Raw genomic sequence first — 19825 nt, 5'->3', positions numbered from 1 at the left:
TTAATTTTTTTGGTTTTATAAACCTGCGCGCTCTTTAATCGCAGCTGCTATTGCAGAGCCACCATGGCCGTTTGCATTGGCCCAATCAAAATCACCACTATCAACAAGCTTTTGCTTAGGTAATTGCTTTACAATGAACTCACCAGCGTTCGAAGCATTATTGCTCATCGCATGACGTAATAATGTATTACCACCACACAAAATATCATCGTAGACATTACGTAATTTTAAGCGGCTATCATCTAGCTTTTTACGAAGGCGGTTTTTGTCATCTGCTGCAACGTAATCACAAATACTGGCAACTAATTCATCTTCAGCACGCACTGATGTTGACATAAAAACTGCGCTACTTACTACAGCCCCGAATAAAATGATGGTTGTTACTTTCATGACGCATGCCTTCCTTTTAATACTTTTTACTTAGTTAGAGTATAAAAATTCTATCAGAATGCTAAAAACCATGCAATAAGCTAATGATTATTTAGTATAAGTTACAAAAGTATAGTCATAAGGATTAGATTTGTCACTTTGGTGTTTTTCACTCGAAATGACTTGCCAAGGACCTACTTTTTCGTAGTCAGGGAATTGAGTATCACCGTCCGTTTCAAGCTCAATGAACGTTAAGTATAATCGCTGGCACCGTGGTAAAAAAACATCATAAATATGACCGCCACCAATGATCATCAGCTCATCAATTTCACCAGCAATTTCAATAGCTTCTTCAGGTGTTGACACTACAAAAATACCTTCGGCATAAAACTCAGTATTACGCGAAATAACAATGTTTTTACGCCCAGGAAGAGGCCGTCCAATTGATTCAAACGTCTTTCTTCCCATTACAACTGGTTTGCCTAAAGTGACTTTTTTAAAATGCTGTAAATCAGCTGGTAAATGCCATGGCATTTGATTATTTTGTCCGATAATACGGTTATTTGCCATCGCAGCAATCATTGAAATTATCACAAAAACACCTAATACTTTTTCATTAATTAAACAATAATAAAAAAGGCGCTAAGCGCCTTTTTTATCTTTGATATACGACTTCAACATCGTAATCATCTTCGTCCCAATCATCATCATCATCATCGAGCTCATCAAGAATGACTTCTTGATGATAAGTATCCCATTTGAATTCAACTTCTTTTTGGACTTCACTTTCAAATTTGTCTTTAGGCATAGAATCAAGCAGATCCATTACATTAAAACATAATTCTTTTGTATTTAGCTTACTTACTGCTGATATTTTAAAAATATTCTCTTGAACATCTAATGCAGCAGCGATTTCGCTACATAAAGTATCAACTTCATCTGCAGGTAGTAAATCAATTTTATTAAATACGATCCAACGCGGTTTAGAAGCAAGTTCAGGACTATAGCGCTCAAGCTCCCCAACAATCGCATTAGCGTTTTCAACGGGATCTGAGCCATCAGCAGGCATGATGTCGATTATGTGTAGCAATACACGACAACGCTCTAAATGCTTAAGGAAACGTATCCCTAAGCCTGCACCATCTGCTGCACCTTCGATTAAACCGGGAATATCAGCAATTACAAATGATTTATTCACATCAGGGCGAACCACACCTAGGTTTGGCACTAATGTTGTAAATGGATAATCAGCGACTTTAGGTTTAGCGGCTGAAACACTACGAATAAAAGTTGATTTCCCCGCATTTGGCATACCTAATAAACCTACATCAGCTAATAATAATAGCTCTAGACGTAAGTTACGGATCTCACCTTTAGTTCCTAAGGTTTTTTGCCTTGGAGCACGGTTCGTACTTGATTTAAAACGTGTATTACCTAAACCGTGAAAACCACCTTTTGCTACTAGCAAACGCTGGCCATGGCGAGTTAAATCGCCCATAGATTCAGCAGTTTCAACATCAGAAACTCGAGTTCCTACAGGTACTTTTAAAACTAAATCATCGCCTTTTTTACCGGTACACTTAGCACCTCGGCCGTTCGTACCGCGCTCTGCACGATGAAAACGTTCAAATTGATAGTCGATTAAGGTATTGAGATTTTCGTCAGCTTCAAAATATACACTGCCGCCATCACCACCATCACCACCATCAGGACCACCTTCAGGAATGAATTTTTCTCTACGGAAAGAAACGGCTCCGCTACCACCATCACCGGCTTCGGCTCGGACTTCCACTTCATCAACAAATTTCATGGTTTCTCGCTTACAGGATAACTTGAGTTTTTTAACTTATAACAATTATAAATCGTTGCGTATTAGCTTTCTATAACATAATAGCAATCAACACTCTGAATAGAAAATTCAGTACAATCATTTCACATCAAATCTTAATCTTGCAGTTCAAGATACCGATTCAATTTACAAACCAAACAGTTTAAGTGTCGCATGTATAATTCATGCATCGTCAATGTAAAAAACGAGTGAACCGAATGCGAGCAGCTAGATGACTGGTAATTTAGGAAGTTAAGTTAAATAAAAATAAATATTAAAAACAAAAAACCCCGCCTTAGCGAGGTTTTTCAAAACACCTTACTGATTACTCAGCTACGATGTTAACGTATTGACGGTTTAACGGACCTTTATGCTCAAACTGAACTTTACCGTCAGCTTTTGCAAAAATTGTGTGGTCTTTACCGATACCTACGTTTGCACCAGCGTGGAATTTAGTTCCACGTTGACGAACAATGATGCTACCCGCTAATACTGACTCGCCACCAAAACGTTTAACGCCTAGACGTTTACTTTCTGAATCGCGACCGTTACGAGTACTACCAGCTGCCTTTTTATGTGCCATCTATCTGTACCTTCTTAATTAAGCGCTAATGCCAGTGATCTTCACTTCAGTGAACCACTGACGGTGACCCATTTGTTTACGAGAATGCTTACGACGTCTAAATTTAACGATCTTAATTTTCTCGCCACGACCGTGAGATACAACTTCAGCTGTAACCTTGCCACCATCTACATAAGGTGCACCAATCGCAATTTCTTCACCATTAGCAACTAGAAGTACTGTATCAAACACAACTGCTGAACCAGTTTCAACGTTTAATTTTTCTAAACGTAATGTTTGACCTTCAGTCACACGGTGCTGTTTACCACCACTTTGGAAAACCGCGTACATAATTAACTCCATTCGTGCACCCTCAAATCGGTGCAACTAAATATTCTTCAATGGCCGCGAAGTTTACGCTAAATAACCAACACAAGCAAGTATATTCCATTAAAAAAAAATAAAATAAGCTTGTCTATGAACCCATAAAAAAAACTAACACTTACAATGGATTAAGGTTAATAAATATCGCCTAATGAATAGAATCTGATATTTTTTAGTTATCGTTCACTTTTTGAACCATTTGTAGCTTTTTATCGCTACGATTGATTTATTGGCCTCCATTTTAGTTTAATTAATGCGCCGAAGCTAGCATTAAACGGTCGAGCTCATATAAATAATGATGTATAATCCGTCTTGTAAAACCACTCATAAGAAACTGGTCCGGAGATCAATGGATATCAAATCTATCCAAGCGCTTACAGATAATGATATGCAGCGCGTCAATCAATTAATCTATAAACAGCTGCAATCTGACGTTGCCCTTGTTAATCAACTTGGCCTTTATATTGTAAGTAGCGGTGGTAAACGTGTACGCCCTATGCTTTCAATTCTTTCGGCTAAAGCCTTAGGTTATGAAGGTGATGCGCACATCACACTTGCTGCTATTGTTGAGTTTATACATACCGCAACATTATTACATGATGATGTCGTTGATGAGTCCGATTTACGACGCGGTAATGCCACAGCAAATGCTGAATTTGGCAATGCAGCAAGCGTACTGGTAGGTGACTTTATCTATACCCGCGCCTTTCAACTTATGGTTGGCCTCGAAGAAATGCGGGTGATGAAAATTCTTGCTGATGCAACAAATGTGATTGCTGAAGGTGAAGTTTTACAGTTAATGAACTGTAATGATCCAGACACTACAGAACAAAGCTATATGCAGGTTATCTACAGTAAAACCGCTAAATTATTTGAAGCTGCAACTCAACTTGCTGCGGTAATAACACGTAAAGATGCTGCCACTGAAGAGCAGCTAAAACTGTATGGCATGCATTTAGGTACTGCGTTTCAGTTAGTCGATGATGTGCTTGATTACAGTGCAGACCAGGCAGAATTAGGCAAAAGCCTTGGTGACGATCTTGCCGAAGGTAAACCAACTCTTCCGCTTATTTACGCTATGCAACACGGAACAAAAGAACAAGTTGCATTAATCCGTCAAGTGATAGAGCAAGGTAATGGCCGTGCATTTTTAGATGATGTACTAAAAGCGCTAGCCGATACGGATGCGCTGAATTTTACTCTCAATAAAGCAAAAGAAGAATCCCAAAGAGCAATCGCTTGTTTAGCCTTATTACCAGATTCAGAGTATAAAGAAGCACTGATCGGTTTAGCACGCTTAGCGGTTGATCGAACTCACTAAAATCAAAGTGTGTTAAAACAAAAAGGCCAGCAATGCTGGCCTTTATCATTTAAACAAAGTGATTAACCTTGGATAAAATCGATACCTTCTTGAATGTCAGCTTTTAATGTTGCTAACATGTCATTTTTAGCTTTCTCTTCAAACGCACTTAATTGGCCGTAAGAAAGGATTTCTGCAACACCATTTTTTCCTAAACGGATTGGGTGTGCAAAATAAGGTGCATCGCCATTTTCAACAGCAACATAAGCGTAATCAACTACTTCTTCACCTTGTAAGCCTTTCACTAAAGACATACAGAAACGTGCAGCTGCAGCGCCCATAGATAAAGTAGCAGAACCACCACCCGCTTTAGCATTTACAACTTCAGTACCAGCATTTTGAATGCGTGGTGTTAATGCTGCAACTTCTTCCTCAGTGAAAGTAACACCTTCAACTTGAGATAATAAAGGTAGGATAGTTGTACCTGAGTGACCACCGATAACAGGAACTTTAACAGTAGCAACATCAACACCTTTTAATTCAGCTACAAAAGCTTCTGAACGAATGACGTCTAATGTAGTAATACCAAATACGCGTGCTGCATCATAAGTGCCCGCTTTTTTGAATACTTCAGCCACAATTGGTACAGTGCCATTAACTGGATTTGTGATAATGCCCACTAAAGCTTTTGGACAGTTAGCAACAATACCTTCTGCTAATGTTTTAATAATACCAGCATTTACATTGAATAGATCAGCACGGTCCATACCAGGCTTACGTGGCATACCAGCAGGAATTAACACGATATCAGCACCAGTTAGCGCGTCACCTAGTGAATCAACACCAAAACCAGCCACTTTTACATCAGTTGGGATATGAGATAAATCAACAGCAACACCAGGCACTACAGGAGCAACGTCATATAATGACAATTCTGAACCAGCTGGAAGACTAGTTTTTAATAATAAAGACAGGGCTTGGCCGATACCACCAGCTGCACCTAAAACGGCTACTTTCATTTATATTCTCCGTAAAAAGAGGTAGGTAAAAAAATTTGCCCCTAAAGATAATGAAAACTGCGCATAAAAACAAATTAAACCCGCTATTTTTCTTACTATTCGCGACTATAGTAGTAAATTGATCTTTGCGGTCTGTATCATAAAAAAACCAACAACTGCATAAACATGCACTTGTCAGAGTGTATCTTGCATTTTTAAGGCTTTCATACCGCATATTTTGTGCATATCGGTGTAAAATTGTGTAGAATTTAGCGATTGACTAAAAACAGATAAGCAAGCGATGCAACTACACGATAAACAAGAAGCCCTAGTAAAAGCATTTAAAGCATTACTAAAAGAAGAAAACTTTGGTTCTCAAGGTGAGATTGTTGACGCCTTAAAAGAACAAGGCTTTGATAATATCAGTCAAAGTAAAGTATCGCGCATGTTAAGTAAGTACGGTGCCGTACGAACCCGTAACGCGAAACAAGAAATGGTCTACTGCTTACCTGCAGAAATGGGCGTACCAACAGCTAAAAGCCCATTACGACAATTAGTTATCGATATCATGCACAATGAAATGATGATTATTATTCGTACCAGTCCTGGTGCGGCACAATTAATCGCTCGATTACTCGACTCTTTAGGTAAATCCGATGGCGTACTTGGCACAATTGCAGGTGATGATACTATTTTTATTGCACCAGCTAAAATTAGCGAGATAGACCTCACATTAGAGCGTATTAAGCACCTGTTTGATAACGTTTAATCGACTATAGCTGTCTTTGCGCTAACTGCTTTAAGAAATCAATTGAAGGGGCAAAAAATGTTGCCCCCATGTCAGCAGTACAATAATCCAACCAGTGATCATATTGCACACCATCCCCTAACCGACTCTCAAGCAAGCGTTTAAATGCTTTAGCATCACCGCTGTAGCATACCGAAAACATGCCTTGCTCATTCATGTCTCCATATGGCATACCCTGCTCTAACATAATTGGGTGACCAGAAAAATCTTTAAGCTCAACACAAAGAGCATGACTATTTGGGCTAATATTGGCAACAAGTTGATTATCTAAGCGTGTGCGCCCCATAATGTACTCTTGGTCTTCAATGCTTAGTTGCTGCCATTTATTTAAGTTATGGCGAAAGCGTTGAATATTAACAAAACTACCTAAGTGAAATTCGGGGTCTTGTGCTTCGATTAACGCGGCTTTGCGTTTTCCTTTGCCATGAGGTAAATCAGCACCATAAATAAAGCCATTAAAATCACGACCATCTAAAAAGCGAAAACACTTTATTTGCTCAACCAGCTCGACATCTGGCGATAAAATATGCAAAACACGCAAACCAAACAGATGATTTACATCACTTCTATCTGAGCGAATTTGAATGAAAAGATCATAAGGCTGCGATGGCATTACGTAATCAGGCGCATCAAGCTGAGGAAAACCCGTCAAACCTAGAGGTAATTTATCTGGACTAAGGTGTGGCCAATACTCAGCGCCTACAGCAACCACACAAGACAATAAAGCCTCTGAGAATTGATCAGCAAATTCTTCTTGTAACTCAATAATTTTTATTAGCTTAGTGGCTATAAAATCATCGTGCCCATCAAGCACATTTAACAGTAAATACATACCGTGCAAATTAGCTTCAGCACAAATCCCAGATTGAGCTTGGGGCATTGCAACCTTCCTTTAAGAATTAGACTGAATGAAGAAATTCACCTGATGAGTCAAAATTGAAACACTGACGCACTCACCGACCTCAAGTATTTGCCCATTAGATGCAGGCAATTCAAGTAACTGTGATGCAATTTCAACCCTATACACCCACTTTTCCCCCATAAAACGGCGACCCAAAACACTTGAAACTCCATTTAAATCTGCAGTTAATTCTAGGTGCTGCGGTCGTAAGTAAAGCTCACCTACCAAGGCCGCTTTTTCGGTGGAAAAATCAGATTTAAATAAACCTAACTCAGTCGTAAAACCAATATTTTTATTATAAGTAGCCGCTAAGTATATGCCTGGACCGAGAAATTCGGCAACTAGCTTTGAATTTGGCGCAGTAAATAAATCTTCTGCGTAACCAAGTTGCACTATTTTGCCACGATCCATCACGGCGAGCTTATCTGCAAATGCAAACGCCTCTTCTTTAGAATGAGTAACAAAAATAGCAGATACCTGCTGCGATTTAATAATCTGACGGATTTCTTCCATCAATTGAAACCGCACTTGATGGTCGATATTTGAAAATGGCTCATCTAACAATAAAAATTTAGGCTTATATGCCAATGCCCTCGCAATCGCCACGCGCTGTTGTTGACCACCCGATAATTGATGTGGATAACGCGCTGCTATATCTGGAAGCTTGATCAGTTGCAGCATTTCATCAACTCGTGCTTGACGTGCTTGCTTAGGCCAAGCTGATAAACCAAAAGCAATATTTTGTGCCACGGTTAAGTGAGGAAACAAAGCATAATCTTGAAACATCATGCCGATGTTACGATGCTCTGCACGAACAAACAAACAACCATCATTAACCAGATGATCGCCTATTTTTATTTGGCCTTGCTCAAGCGTGAGCAATCCTGCAATCGCTTTAAGGGTAGTTGTTTTGCCGCAACCACTGGCACCGAGTAAGCAGACAATTTCATTTTGAGCCACCACGAGCGATAATTCATCGATAACCGCTTTTTCACCATAACGGTAAACTAAGTTTTCTAATACCAAACTACTCATAGCGACGGGCACTTTCCATGGAAGAGGTTATAAAATAAAGCGGCAATAAACCCACTAATACAATAAATAACGCAGAACTTGCAGCCAGCTCAAGTTGCTCATCACTGGCATACTGATACACATGTGTTGCTAACGTTTCAAAATCAAATGGTCGCAGCAGCAAAGCAGCAGGTAACTCTTTCATACATTCAATAAAAATCAGTAAGCCAGCGGTTAAAATGCCACGTTTTAATAAAGGCAAATGAACTAAACGTAAAGTTTGGCCTGTTGTTTTCCCCATTGCAGCACTCGCCATATCAAATGAAGGAGGAATGCGGGCAAAGCTACTTTCTAACGTACCTTGAGCGATAGCATAAAAACGAACAACATAAGCAAAAATCAACGAGAAAATCGAACCACTAAGCAGCAAACCTAACGAGTCACTGACCCCAAAAAACGCAGCTAGACGATTTAAACCTTGATCAAAAAAGCTCAGCACTAGCAGTACTGCAATTGCAAGGACCGTACCTGGCAATGCATAGCCAATGCTTGCCACTCGACCTGGCCAAGATTTAAGAGAATCGCGACTAATGCGTTGATAATAAGCGACCAATAGTGCTATCACCATACAGACAATACTGACTATCACCGCAAGCTTAAAACTTTGCCATGCATAAAGATAAAATTGACCATGAGAAACCTGATCAAAAGTATTAATGGCATAACTCATCAAAACACCAACCGGCAACAGAAAACCTAAGGCTAAAATAAGTAAGCACCAAATACTTGCTAACAGCGCTTTAGCACCCGTTAAAAAATACAAACAACCAGAGTTTACAAGTCCTGAACGTTCAGCGACATGTAAAGAGCGTCGATTAAATCGCTCGACACCTAAAGTCACAAACAGAATAAGGAGCATAACGGCTGATATTTTTGCCGCTGCAGTTAATGAATAATAACCAAGCCATGTATCGTAGACCGCAGTTGTAAGCGTGCTGACCGCAAAATAATGCACTGTTGCAAAGTCTGCCATCGCTTCCATACTAATTAGCGTAATCCCCGCCACAATAGAACCTCGCGCCAACGGAAGCGATACTTTATAAAAACTTTGCCAAGCACTATGCCCCATCAAATGACTAGCTTGTACTAATTTAAATGATTGTTCTTTAAGAGCGGTTTTAAAAATAAGGTATAAATATGGATAGAGCACTAAGGCAATCATCACCACAGCACCAGGCAAAGTCCGAATATCAAAAAACCAATAATCACTGGCATTTTGCCAACCAAACAACGTTCTTAACCAAATTTGAATTGGGCCAGCATAGTCGAGTAAATCGGTATAAATATACGCAATAATGTAAGCTGGCATTGCCAAAGGAAGCATTAATGCCCATTCAAATTGCTTACGAAACGGAAAATCACAATAAGCTACCAACCATGCCAGAGGCAAAGCAATCAAGCAGCTAACAATAGCCACCCCAGCAATTAACAGGATAGTATTATAGGTATAATGCCAAAGCACAGTCTGACGTAAATGATCAAATACATCAGGAGAAGGTTTTAACGATTCAAAAACTAAAAACGCTACAGGCAGCGATAAAATAATACCCGCTGCCCAAGCAAAAATCTGCCATTTAGACAGAGAAACTCGTAATTGCATTAAAGATCAAATTTCACCTCATCCATCAGCTTCAATGCTGCAGGACGATATTTACTGACTTCAGTTAACGGCAAAGCATCTTCCTTAAAAGTGCCCCAAGATGCGACTAACTCTGATAATGGCACCCCATTTTTAACCGGGTATTCCATATTGAGCGAAGCATACATATTCTGAGCTTTGTTGTCAGTCATAAATTCGATTAGTTTCAATGCGTTTGATTTGTTTTTACTGAATTTACTTAATACCACACCTGAAACATTGATATGAGTGCCACGGTTTTGCTGATTAGGGAAATTAATATAAACCGCATCAGCCCAATCTTTTTGTTCAGGGTCTTCAATCATCTTGCCAAAATAATAACTGTTACCTAAAGCAACATCACATAACCCTTCTTTAATCGCTTTAACTTGACCTCGATCATTCCCCTGAGGTTTACGCGCTAAGTTAGTTTTCACGCCCTCAAGCCATTGTTTAGTATATTCTTCGCCATGATGAGCAATCATAGAGGCAACTAAACCAAGATTATATGGATGCTTACCTGAACGTGTACACACTTTACCTAGATATTCAGGTTTGGCTAAATCTTCATAATTAAAGCTATCGAGCTTACCTACACGCTCTTTAGATGAATAGACGTTACGAGCTCGCTTAGTGAGCGCAACCCATTGACCATCTTGCGCACGAAATGCAGCAGGCACATTATTAGCAACGCGCTCACTTTCTATTGGTTGCATCAAGTTTGACTCTTGTAATTGCAGCAATGTATTGAAATCTGAAGACAAAACGATATCGGCAGGCGTATGCTTACCTTCTCGAATAATGCGCTCAATTAAACCACTTTTAGCAAAAACAACCTTGGTTTTTATTCCTGTTTGAGCAGTAAACTCTTGTAAAATAGGCTCGATTAAAAAAGGCTGGCGAAATGAGTAAATATTCACCTCTTCCGTTGCAAAGCTGCTGATACTAACTAAACTGGCCATAAGCGTTAATAATTTTACTTTCATTTCACACCATACAAATAAGAATTATTATCAAATGATAAACTTTCTACTCTGAATGTACAATCAATACTCGTTAAACAACAACCAACTCGTACATTAATCAGCCAGCTCAAAATCAAGCTCTTGCCATAATAGGATTAACCTTGTGAGATATTTCTTACAAAGATGACAGACATACCGCTATTTACAATTTTAAAACACAAAAATAACACATTAATCATTTGAAATATAAGAATAAATATAAAACTTCATTTTTCTGACTGTAAATCTAATCTCTAAATCACTCTATTTATTTTTAAGTAAAAATCTATAATTTAATCATCGCTTGAAGGAAAGATGGATTAACAAGCAAGGCAGGATGCCAAACAGTGCTTAGGCTAGCACAGGGATATGGATAAAAATGAGGATGTGCAGGAAGCACAAAGCAGGATGCTTTTATCAAGGAATGTGTCACAGGAGTGGCCTTTTAGACACGACAAGGACGTTAACGCTGACAGGAGTTAGCAGCTCAGAGTAGTTAAGCGTAAAGGATGACAGCTAGGAGCAAACAGGGATATAGACTTAGGATGAGTCTGCTATAGCAATATAGCTAAGGATAGACGAGTTGGAGAGCCTTAACAGGCAACGGGCAGGACGCTCAAAAAAGATTCCGGTCAGCGTGGACTATTTATAGCCCACGCTTTTTTTATGCTTCATTTAATCAAATCAAACATGCTCAGCTGGTTTTACTAAATAGCTGTAAGTCATTATGCCTATGACTTATTGTTTACTTATCTCGACGACCAATACAGTCAGTCCAACTTTTATATAATAAATATTATTGAATGCACCTAAAAATATGGTTACTCATCTTCACAGCTTGAGCCTCGCAGTAATTCACCTTTATTTCGTTTACCCGCTAAATAAGCTTCTCTAAAATCAATAAAGTGCTGTTCAAGTTTAGTTGCAGCATCATGCTCCCCCGCGAGCTCAAGCACAAGTATCGCAACCTCAGCAGTACCAAGATGATTATCAAATGCTGCAACACGCAATTTATATTCAGAAAGTTTATCTGGCGTGATAGAGATAATAGGCAAATTATCAAGATACGGACTTTTTCGGATCATTCTTTTTGCTTCGCGCCACGTACCATCTAAAAAGATAAACAAGGGCTTTTTGCCTAACTCTCGGGGTACTGATGTTATAAAACGCTCGGCTGGTAAGTTATCCTGCGGAAAAACAATAATCCCTTGATATGCAGGATTGGCTAACAAAGCTAATAACTCAGGCTCCACTTCGGTACGTTGCCATCTAAAAGCATAATGATCAGGAATAATATCCGCAATTAATCGACCTGTATTTGAAGGTTTATAACTTTCATTATGCGACATCAGCATACAGACCGCACTTTGGCACTGCATTGCCACTTCAATCCCTGCGCAAATACAATAATTAACGGCAAGTAAACAGTGATCACAACGGATCATTTTACCGCCACGAGCATTAAACTCTCGTTTTGATGTTTCAAGTTGTTTGGCACGAAGTGCGAGAACTGCATTTTTCAAAATCAGAACCTAAGTTACGACAAAATCTAGGCATAAAAAATGCCCACTCTTGGCGGGCATTTTATAACAACTGCAAAAGAACAGTTAGCTTAGAATAGACTAAGCCTTACTTATTTCTTTTTCACAGCTTTTTTATTTGGCAAATCAGTGATTGAGCCTTCGAAAATTTCTGCAGCTAAACCAATTGACTCATTTAATGTTGGGTGAGCATGAATTGTTAACGCTAAATCTTCACCATCAGCGCCCATTTCAACTGCTAAGCCAATTTCACCTAACATTTCACCCGCATTGATACCAATCATAGCACCACCGATAATGCGGCCTGAATCTTTATCAAAAATTAACTTAGTTTGACCTTCAGTACGAGCAGATGCAATTGCACGACCTGATGCAGCCCAAGGGAATACTGCAGTTTCAATGTTTAAGCCTTTCTCTTTGGCTTCTTTTTCAGTTACACCAACCCAAGCGATTTCTGGATCTGTATAAGCAATTGAAGGAATACACTTAGGATCAAAGAAGTGTTTTTGACCAGAGATAACTTCAGCAGCAACATGACCTTCATGAACCGCTTTATGCGCAAGCATAGGTTGGCCAACTAAGTCACCAATTGCAAAAATGTGATTCACATTAGTGCGTAACTGTTTATCAACGTTAATAAAACCACGTTCGTCAACATTTACACCTGCTTTATCAGCATCTAATAATTTACCGTTTGGTGTACGACCTACAGCAACGAGTACTTTGTCATAACGTACTGGTTCAGCTGGCGCTTCTTTACCTTCAAACGTAACATAAAGACCATCGTCTTTCGCTTCAACAGCCACAACTTTCGTAGAAAGCATCACGTTGAACTTGTCTTTTACATAACGTTGGTAAATTTTGATTACGTCTTTATCAGCAGCTGGTATTAATTGGTCCGCAAATTCAACAACGTCAATTTGTGAGCCTAATGCACGATAAACAGTGCCCATTTCTAGACCGATAATACCGCCACCAAGCACTAATAACTTAGCTGGAACATCTTTAAGCTCAAGTGCACCGGTTGAATCAATTACGCGGTCATCTTTTGGAATGAACGGAAGATTTACTGGTTGTGAACCTGCAGCAATAATTGCGTTATCAAACGTAATTGTTGTTGTGCCATCAGCACCTTCAACCGCTAACGTATTTGCACCTGTGAATTTACCGTAACCAAATACAGTTTTCACTTTGCGCATTTTAGCCATACCAGCAAGGCCACCAGTTAATTGACCAATAACTGAGTCTTTCCAAGAACGGACTTTATCTAAATCAATTTGTGGTGCGCCAAAAGTAACACCGTGTGATGACATTTCTGCCGCATCATCAATCACTTTAGCAACGTGTAATAATGCTTTAGATGGGATACAACCCACATTTAAACATACGCCACCTAATGTTTCGCGAGATTCTACAAGTGTTACTTCTAGACCCAAGTCAGCAGCACGGAAAGCTGCAGAGTAACCACCAGGACCACCGCCTAGTACAACAACCTGAGTTTTGATTTCGTTGCTCATGCTATTACCTTAATTGTTTCGAACGGGACACTGCCCACTATTATTGTCCTGCCATTTATCCTGTTACAGGAAATCCTGCAAGAAAAGAACACGCGGCAGCGTTTAAATTTGGTTCAAGATTGTATCATTGGATACAAAATAAATCCTGCTTGATTACTCAAACAGGATTTAATTTTTTACATAACTAGTTGACGAATATCGCTCAAATAGCTTGCAAGCGTTGCAGTAAAGCGTGCAGCAAGTGCCCCGTCAATGACTCTATGGTCGTAAGACATCGAAAGTGGAACCATTAATTTAGGCTCAAACTCTTTACCATTCCATTTTGGTTTAATGTCAGATTTAGACACACCTAAAATAGCCACTTCTGGCGCATTTACAATCGGTGTAAACGCAGTACCGCCAATACCACCAAGGCTTGAAATTGTAAAACAACCACCTTGCATGTCGGCTGCGGTTAATTTACCTTCACGGGCTTTTTTCGAGATATCCATTAATTCACGTGATAATTCAATAATGCCTTTCTTGTGCACATCTTTGAATACCGGCACAACTAAACCATTAGGCGTATCAACCGCAACACCAATATTAACGTATTTTTTCAAAATTAAGCTTTCGCCATCATTTGATAAAGACGAGTTAAATGTAGGAAACTCAACTAACGCTTTCGCCGCCGCTTTCATTACAAAGACTAATGGCGTGATTTTTACGCCCAGCTTTTGTTTTTCTGCCAGAGCATTTTGCTCTTTGCGGAACTCTTCAAGTGTCGTGATATCCGCTTCATCAAACTGAGTAACATGTGGAATTTGCACCCAGTTACGGTGTAAATTTGCACCAGATAGTTTTTGAATACGAGAAAGCTTTTTCTCTTCAACTTCACCAAACTTAGCAAAATCTACTTTTGGCCACGGAATAAGATTTAACTCACCGCCACCAGTTGTGCCTTTACTTGTTGATAACGCACCTGACTCAACTTGCTTCACTAAGTTTTTCACATAGTTTTGCACGTCTTCTTTTACTACGCGACCTTTACGGCCTGAGCCTTTAACGTTAGCAAGGTTAACACCAAACTCACGAGCAAGACGGCGAATAACTGGAGAAGCATGAGCATACGCACTATTTTCAGCAAAAGATTCTGCTTGAGCAGCTTGTACTGGCGCAACAGCCTGAACCGCAGGAGCCGACGGTGCAGCAGCCGTTGGCGCTTGTGCTACAGGCGCTTGTGCTACAGGCGCTTGTGCAACTGGCGCACTGCCCGCAACTTCAAATACAAAAACCAACGAACCAGTACCAACTTTGTCACCAACAGCAACTTTAATTTCTTTTACCGTTCCAGCAACTGGAGCCGGCACTTCCATTGACGCTTTATCGCCTTCAACGTTTAAGATTGATTGGTCTTCTTTAACCACGTCACCCACAGCAACTAAAATTTCAGTCACTTCAACTTGGTCACCACCGATGTCTGGCACGCACACATTTTGCTCTGATGATGCGCTTGCAACTGGTGCAGCTGCAGCAACAGGTACTGCCACTTCAACACTTGCTGCGCCTGCAACGTCAAATACCATAACAAGCGAGCCAGTCGTGACTTTATCGCCTGTAGCAACTTTAATTTCTTTTACAGTACCAGCAAATGGCGCAGGTACTTCCATTGAAGCTTTATCGCCTTCAACGTTTAAGATTGATTGATCTTCAGCAACTACATCGCCAACAGCAACCAAAATAGCGGTAACTTCAACTTCATCACCGCCAATATCTGGTACATTAACATTTTGTGCTGTTGCAGCAGAAACAGGTGCTGCGGCAGGAGCTGCAGTTGCTACAGGTGCTGGCGCTGCTTGGCTTTCACCTTCAAAAATCATAATCAAGCTGCCCGTGGTGACTTTGTCACCCAGAGCAATTTTAATTTCTTTTACTACACCTGAAGTGGATGCAGGTACTTCCATTGATGCTTTATCGCCTTCAACCGTCAATAAAGACTGATCTTCAACAACTGTGTCGCCCACTTTCACTAATATTTCAGTAACTTCAACCGCATCAGCACCAATGTCTGGTACATTAATTTCAATCGTCATGAGTAAACCTCTTATGCGTAAAGTGGATTAAGTTTATCTGTATCGATTTCAAACTTTTCAATTGCTTGAACGATAAGTGCTTTATCAACTTCACCGCGTTTAGCCAATTCAGTTAGCGCAGCAACCACCACATAACCCGCATTTACTTCAAAATGACGACGTAAATTTTCGCGGCTATCAGAACGACCGTAACCGTCTGTACCTAACACCTTGTAGTTAGCTGATGGAATGAAAGCACGGACTTGCTCTGCATAGTTTTTCATGTAATCCGTTGCAGCAATGGTGGCGTTTTCGTTCAATACTTCAGTGATATACGCTTCACGCGCATCAGCACCAGGGTTTAACATATTAAAACGCTCAACATCCTGACCATCACGAGCAAGCTCATTAAATGACGTAACTGAATAAACATCAGAAGCAATACCGTATTCTTCACTTAAAATAGCGGCCGCTTTACGCACTTCATTCATAATCGTGCCTGAGCTTAATAACTGAACATTTGCTTTAGCACCTGCGTAGCTTTCAAGTTTATAAATACCACGACGAATACCTTCTTCAGCGCCTGCTGGCATTGCTGGTTGATGGTAGTTTTCATTCATCAATGTTAGGTAGTAGTAAATATTTTCTTGGTTTTCACCGTACATACGACGAATACCATCTTGAATAATGACAGCAACTTCGTAGCCATACGTTGGGTCATAAGAAATACAGTTAGGTACTGTGCTTGCTAAAATATGGCTGTGGCCATCTTCATGCTGTAAGCCTTCACCATTTAAGGTTGTACGACCTGCTGTTGCACCGAGTAAGAAACCACGAGCTTGCTGATCGCCAGCCATCCACGCCATATCACCGACACGTTGGAAACCAAACATAGAGTAATAAATGTAGAATGGGATCATCGGTAAATCGTTAGTGCTGTATGACGTTGCAGCAGCAACCCAAGACGACATTGCACCTAACTCATTAATCCCTTCTTGCAATACTTGGCCCGATGTAGCTTCTTTATAATAAGAAACAATGTCACGGTCTTGAGGTGTGTAGTTTTGGCCATGCGGATTGTAAATACCAATCTGACGGAATAAACCTTCCATACCAAATGTACGCGCTTCATCGGCAATGATTGGCACAATGTTTTTGCCAATATTTTTATCTTTTAACAATACGTTAAGTGCACGCACAAACGACATAGTGGTCGACACTTCACGTTTTTGCTCTTCTAATAGCGGCGCAAACTCAGCAACTTCTGGCAATACCAGCGGTTGAGTGAAGTTTGCAATACGCTTAGGTGTATACCCTTTTAATGCATCACGACGAGCATGTAGATATTTGTGTTCAGCCGAACCTTCTTCAAGCGTTAAATACGGTAATTCAACTAACGCATCATCAGAGACTAAATCTTGTAAACCAAGGCGTGAACGTAAATGCGCAACGTGCGTCATATCCATTTTTTTCACTTGGTGAGCAATATTTTTACCTTCAGCCGCATCACCCATGCCATAACCTTTAACGGTTTTAGCTAAAATAACGGTTGGGCGACCTTTGGTTTCTTGCGCGGTTTTAAATGCAGCATACAGTTTTGATGGTTCATGACCACCACGCTTAAGTGCAAAAATTTGATCATCAGTCATATCAGCAACCAGCGCTGCTGTTTCTGGGTAACGACCAAAGAAATGCTTACGCACATAAGCACCATCTTTAGCTTTATAGGTTTGGTAATCACCATCAATGGTTTCATTCATTAATTGTAGTAATTTACCTGTAGTGTCTTTAGCAAGAAGAATATCCCAGCCTGAACCCCAAACAACCTTAATTACATTCCAACCCGCACCTTTAAATAAGCCTTCAAGTTCTTGAATGATTTTACCGTTACCCATTACTGGGCCATCAAGGCGTTGTAAGTTACAGTTAACAAGGTAACAAAGGTTATCGAGCTTCTCACGTGCAGCAAAAGAGATCGCACCACGTGATTCTGGCTCATCCATTTCGCCATCACCTAAAAACGCATAAACACGCTGATTTTTAGTATCTTTTAAGCCGCGACCATCTAAATACTTTAAGAAACGCGCTTGATAAATTGAAGCTATTGGGCCTAAACCCATTGATACTGTTGGGAACTGCCAAAACTCAGGCATTAACTTTGGATGTGGATATGACGGTAAACCATTACCATCAACTTCTTGACGGAAATTATCAAGTTGATCAGCCGTTAAACGACCTTCAACAAAGGCACGAGCATAAATACCTGGTGAAATATGACCTTGATAATAAACTAAATCACCACCGTCAACTTCGTTAGGCGCTCTAAAAAAGTGGTTAAAACACACTTCATAAAATGCAGCTGAAGATTGATAAGACGCCATGTGGCCGCCTAAATCCAAATCTTTTTTAGAAGCACGCAATACAATCATGATTGCGTTCCAACGAATAATCGAACGAATTCGACGCTCAAGATTTACATCGCCTGGATAAGCAGGTTCTTGCTCAACAGGGATGGTGTTGATGTAGTTCGTTGTAACACCTGTTGGCATATCAACGCCATTTAAACGGGCTTTTTCTAATACTTGCTCTAATAAAAACTGAGCTCGTTCTACACCTTCTTCACGCACAACAGACTCTAAAGCCTGTAACCACTCTTGTGTTTCTAGTGCGTCTACGTCAAATTTATTGACTTCAGACATATGGAGTTTTCCTTATGTTTAAAATACGAATTTAGCTTCAAATTTTCCCACAACATTAAGCATAAGCGCCTAATTTTGCTGTGTGCGCCTTAAACTACGCTCAATTCTTGAATGTTCTCTACCGGCTTCTAATAACGCTTCTTCGATAAACGCCAAGTGAGCATTACTGGCAAGCCGAGCTTTATCTGGCTCACCATTAATTACTGCATCAAGCAATCCTTTACGATGTTGCGCCAGTTGGTTTCGTACCACTGGTTTTTCAAGTAACACCGTTAAATTTTGCACGATATTTTGTTCTAACAATGCTTCCATGCCGCGCACTAAATGTAATAACACTACATTATGAGACGCTTCTGCAATGCTAAAATGAAAGCCATTAATCGCTTTCGCTTTTGCGGTTAAATCACTTTCTGCTGCGGCGATTAAATCAAAATGGCGTGTGATTTTTTCATAATCCGTAGCAGTACCACGCAAGGCTGCATAATAAGCTGCAATTCCCTCAAGCGCGTGGCGAAATTCAAGTAAATCAAATTGCGATTCAGGATGTTTACTGATCAATTCAAATAATGGATCGGTCATCCCACCTTCAAGCTGATTTTTTACATAGGTGCCGCCACCTTGCCTACGCGTAACAAGTCCTTTGGCTTCTAGTTTTTGTATCGCCTCACGTAAAGAAGGACGCGATACTTCAAACTGTTTAGCTAATTCACGCTCAGGAGGTAACTTTTGACCCGCAGCCAATGAACCTTCAAGGATCATATTTTCTAATTGCTCTAAAATTACATCCGATAATTTTGCTGCTTTAATTTTCAGAGACATAGAAAAAGGCTACTCACGCTGCTGTAAAAAGTTTAAAAGGTAAATTGGTCATACCAAAATATTGACATAAATTAACAAAAACCACGGCCACTGTCAAAATTGTCGCGATTCAGAGCAGCTTTTAGCCCACTAAGACCAAAGCCAAAATCGACGATAACGGTAAATTATGAAAACTTTTATAAAAAAAGAAAGGAAAATTCGATATTTGCAAAATGGTCAGACCACTAACTGCAATATTCTAGAGATGACGTTGTAGATGCAAACTTACTTACAAAATTTACGTTAAGAGGTTTGCCAAGACCATTTCTAACTGCCATTGCGTCAACATGCCAACAAGACTAACCATAAAAAA

Annotated in this window: 17 protein-coding genes; 2 read left to right on the top strand and 15 right to left on the bottom strand. The window is 40.0% G+C overall.

Annotated elements, in window-relative coordinates:
• Positions 1-15 precede the first annotated feature (15 nt).
• From PTUN_RS03625 to rplU, 5 genes are all read right to left on the bottom strand, one after another.
• Entirely contained in the window at positions 16-390 is a 375-nt protein-coding gene (locus PTUN_RS03625; protein WP_009838339.1) for a DUF3718 domain-containing protein, read from the bottom strand.
• 87 nt (positions 391-477) lie between these two features.
• Positions 478-963: a type 3 dihydrofolate reductase gene (gene folA / locus PTUN_RS03620; RefSeq protein WP_069358436.1), complete on the bottom strand. Its 486-nt coding sequence runs from the start codon at positions 961-963 to the stop codon at positions 478-480.
• A 61-nt stretch (positions 964-1024) separates the two neighbouring features.
• Complete coding sequence (cgtA, locus tag PTUN_RS03615; RefSeq protein WP_009838337.1) at positions 1025-2179, bottom strand: Obg family GTPase CgtA; 1155 nt, start codon at positions 2177-2179, stop codon at positions 1025-1027.
• A gap of 343 nt (positions 2180-2522) precedes the next feature.
• The gene (gene rpmA, locus PTUN_RS03610; RefSeq protein WP_009838336.1) at positions 2523-2780 is read right to left on the bottom strand and encodes a 50S ribosomal protein L27; all 258 of its coding nucleotides are present in this window, start codon (positions 2778-2780) and stop codon (positions 2523-2525) included.
• Positions 2781-2798: 18 nt separating this feature from the next.
• The gene (gene rplU / locus PTUN_RS03605; RefSeq protein ID WP_009838335.1) at positions 2799-3110 is read right to left on the bottom strand and encodes a 50S ribosomal protein L21; all 312 of its coding nucleotides are present in this window, start codon (positions 3108-3110) and stop codon (positions 2799-2801) included.
• Positions 3111-3492: 382 nt separating this feature from the next.
• On the opposite strand from rplU, the gene ispB reads away from it, so the two are divergent.
• Complete coding sequence (ispB, locus tag PTUN_RS03600) at positions 3493-4464, top strand: octaprenyl diphosphate synthase (RefSeq protein ID WP_009838334.1); 972 nt, start codon at positions 3493-3495, stop codon at positions 4462-4464.
• Between the two features lie 62 nt (positions 4465-4526).
• Here ispB and mdh read toward each other — a convergent pair whose 3' ends face one another.
• Complete coding sequence (gene mdh / locus PTUN_RS03595) at positions 4527-5462, bottom strand: malate dehydrogenase (RefSeq protein ID WP_009838333.1); 936 nt, start codon at positions 5460-5462, stop codon at positions 4527-4529.
• Positions 5463-5742: 280 nt separating this feature from the next.
• On the opposite strand from mdh, the gene argR reads away from it, so the two are divergent.
• On the top strand, positions 5743-6210 hold the full coding sequence (argR, locus tag PTUN_RS03590) for a transcriptional regulator ArgR (RefSeq protein ID WP_009838332.1): 468 nt from the start codon (positions 5743-5745) through the stop codon (positions 6208-6210).
• 4 nt (positions 6211-6214) lie between these two features.
• On the opposite strand, the gene PTUN_RS03585 is transcribed toward argR, so the two are convergent.
• The 9 genes from PTUN_RS03585 to pdhR form a co-directional block, all read right to left on the bottom strand.
• On the bottom strand, positions 6215-7129 hold the full coding sequence (locus PTUN_RS03585; RefSeq protein WP_009838331.1) for a Dyp-type peroxidase: 915 nt from the start codon (positions 7127-7129) through the stop codon (positions 6215-6217).
• 12 nt (positions 7130-7141) lie between these two features.
• Positions 7142-8185, bottom strand: coding sequence for an ABC transporter ATP-binding protein (locus PTUN_RS03580; RefSeq protein ID WP_009838330.1), 1044 nt, complete (start codon positions 8183-8185; stop codon positions 7142-7144).
• Entirely contained in the window at positions 8178-9824 is a 1647-nt protein-coding gene (locus tag PTUN_RS03575) for an ABC transporter permease (RefSeq protein ID WP_009838329.1), read from the bottom strand. Before PTUN_RS03575 ends, PTUN_RS03580 begins: the two co-directional genes overlap by 8 nt.
• Positions 9824-10828 carry a Fe(3+) ABC transporter substrate-binding protein gene (locus PTUN_RS03570; protein WP_009838328.1) on the bottom strand — a complete coding sequence of 335 codons (1005 nt, stop codon included), beginning with the start codon at positions 10826-10828 and terminating at the stop codon, positions 9824-9826. The genes PTUN_RS03575 and PTUN_RS03570 overlap by 1 nt, the downstream gene beginning before the upstream one ends.
• Before the next feature lie 839 nt (positions 10829-11667).
• Complete coding sequence (locus PTUN_RS03565; protein WP_009838326.1) at positions 11668-12369, bottom strand: tRNA-uridine aminocarboxypropyltransferase; 702 nt, start codon at positions 12367-12369, stop codon at positions 11668-11670.
• 110 nt (positions 12370-12479) lie between these two features.
• Complete coding sequence (gene lpdA, locus PTUN_RS03560) at positions 12480-13904, bottom strand: dihydrolipoyl dehydrogenase (protein WP_009838325.1); 1425 nt, start codon at positions 13902-13904, stop codon at positions 12480-12482.
• 176 nt (positions 13905-14080) lie between these two features.
• Positions 14081-15976: a pyruvate dehydrogenase complex dihydrolipoyllysine-residue acetyltransferase gene (gene aceF, locus PTUN_RS03555; protein WP_009838324.1), complete on the bottom strand. Its 1896-nt coding sequence runs from the start codon at positions 15974-15976 to the stop codon at positions 14081-14083.
• A gap of 11 nt (positions 15977-15987) precedes the next feature.
• The gene (aceE, locus tag PTUN_RS03550; RefSeq protein ID WP_009838323.1) at positions 15988-18654 is read right to left on the bottom strand and encodes a pyruvate dehydrogenase (acetyl-transferring), homodimeric type; all 2667 of its coding nucleotides are present in this window, start codon (positions 18652-18654) and stop codon (positions 15988-15990) included.
• A 69-nt stretch (positions 18655-18723) separates the two neighbouring features.
• Positions 18724-19473: a pyruvate dehydrogenase complex transcriptional repressor PdhR gene (gene pdhR / locus PTUN_RS03545; protein ID WP_009838322.1), complete on the bottom strand. Its 750-nt coding sequence runs from the start codon at positions 19471-19473 to the stop codon at positions 18724-18726.
• Positions 19474-19825 lie beyond the last annotated feature (352 nt).

The sequence above is a fragment of the Pseudoalteromonas tunicata genome (assembly GCF_002310815.1).
GTDB classification, from domain to species: domain Bacteria; phylum Pseudomonadota; class Gammaproteobacteria; order Enterobacterales; family Alteromonadaceae; genus Pseudoalteromonas; species Pseudoalteromonas tunicata.
Note: the sequence above shows the minus strand (reverse complement) of the source record. Positions and strands in the feature narration are given on the sequence as shown.

Excerpts from the sequence above, each read along its gene's own strand:
- PTUN_RS03625 (WP_009838339.1), bottom strand. The coding sequence starts at position 390 with ATGAAAGTAACAACCATCATTTTATTCGGGGCTGTAGTAAGTAGCGCA.
- cgtA (WP_009838337.1), bottom strand. The coding sequence starts at position 2,179 with ATGAAATTTGTTGATGAAGTGGAAGTCCGAGCCGAAGCCGGTGATGGT.
- rpmA (WP_009838336.1), bottom strand. The coding sequence starts at position 2,780 with ATGGCACATAAAAAGGCAGCTGGTAGTACTCGTAACGGTCGCGATTCA.
- rplU (WP_009838335.1), bottom strand. The coding sequence starts at position 3,110 with ATGTACGCGGTTTTCCAAAGTGGTGGTAAACAGCACCGTGTGACTGAA.
- ispB (WP_009838334.1), top strand. The coding sequence starts at position 3,493 with ATGGATATCAAATCTATCCAAGCGCTTACAGATAATGATATGCAGCGC.
- mdh (WP_009838333.1), bottom strand. The coding sequence starts at position 5,462 with ATGAAAGTAGCCGTTTTAGGTGCAGCTGGTGGTATCGGCCAAGCCCTG.
- argR (WP_009838332.1), top strand. The coding sequence starts at position 5,743 with ATGCAACTACACGATAAACAAGAAGCCCTAGTAAAAGCATTTAAAGCA.
- PTUN_RS03585 (WP_009838331.1), bottom strand. The coding sequence starts at position 7,129 with ATGCCCCAAGCTCAATCTGGGATTTGTGCTGAAGCTAATTTGCACGGT.
- PTUN_RS03580 (WP_009838330.1), bottom strand. The coding sequence starts at position 8,185 with ATGAGTAGTTTGGTATTAGAAAACTTAGTTTACCGTTATGGTGAAAAA.
- PTUN_RS03575 (WP_009838329.1), bottom strand. The coding sequence starts at position 9,824 with ATGCAATTACGAGTTTCTCTGTCTAAATGGCAGATTTTTGCTTGGGCA.
- PTUN_RS03570 (WP_009838328.1), bottom strand. The coding sequence starts at position 10,828 with ATGAAAGTAAAATTATTAACGCTTATGGCCAGTTTAGTTAGTATCAGC.
- lpdA (WP_009838325.1), bottom strand. The coding sequence starts at position 13,904 with ATGAGCAACGAAATCAAAACTCAGGTTGTTGTACTAGGCGGTGGTCCT.
- aceF (WP_009838324.1), bottom strand. The coding sequence starts at position 15,976 with ATGACGATTGAAATTAATGTACCAGACATTGGTGCTGATGCGGTTGAA.
- aceE (WP_009838323.1), bottom strand. The coding sequence starts at position 18,654 with ATGTCTGAAGTCAATAAATTTGACGTAGACGCACTAGAAACACAAGAG.
- pdhR (WP_009838322.1), bottom strand. The coding sequence starts at position 19,473 with ATGTCTCTGAAAATTAAAGCAGCAAAATTATCGGATGTAATTTTAGAG.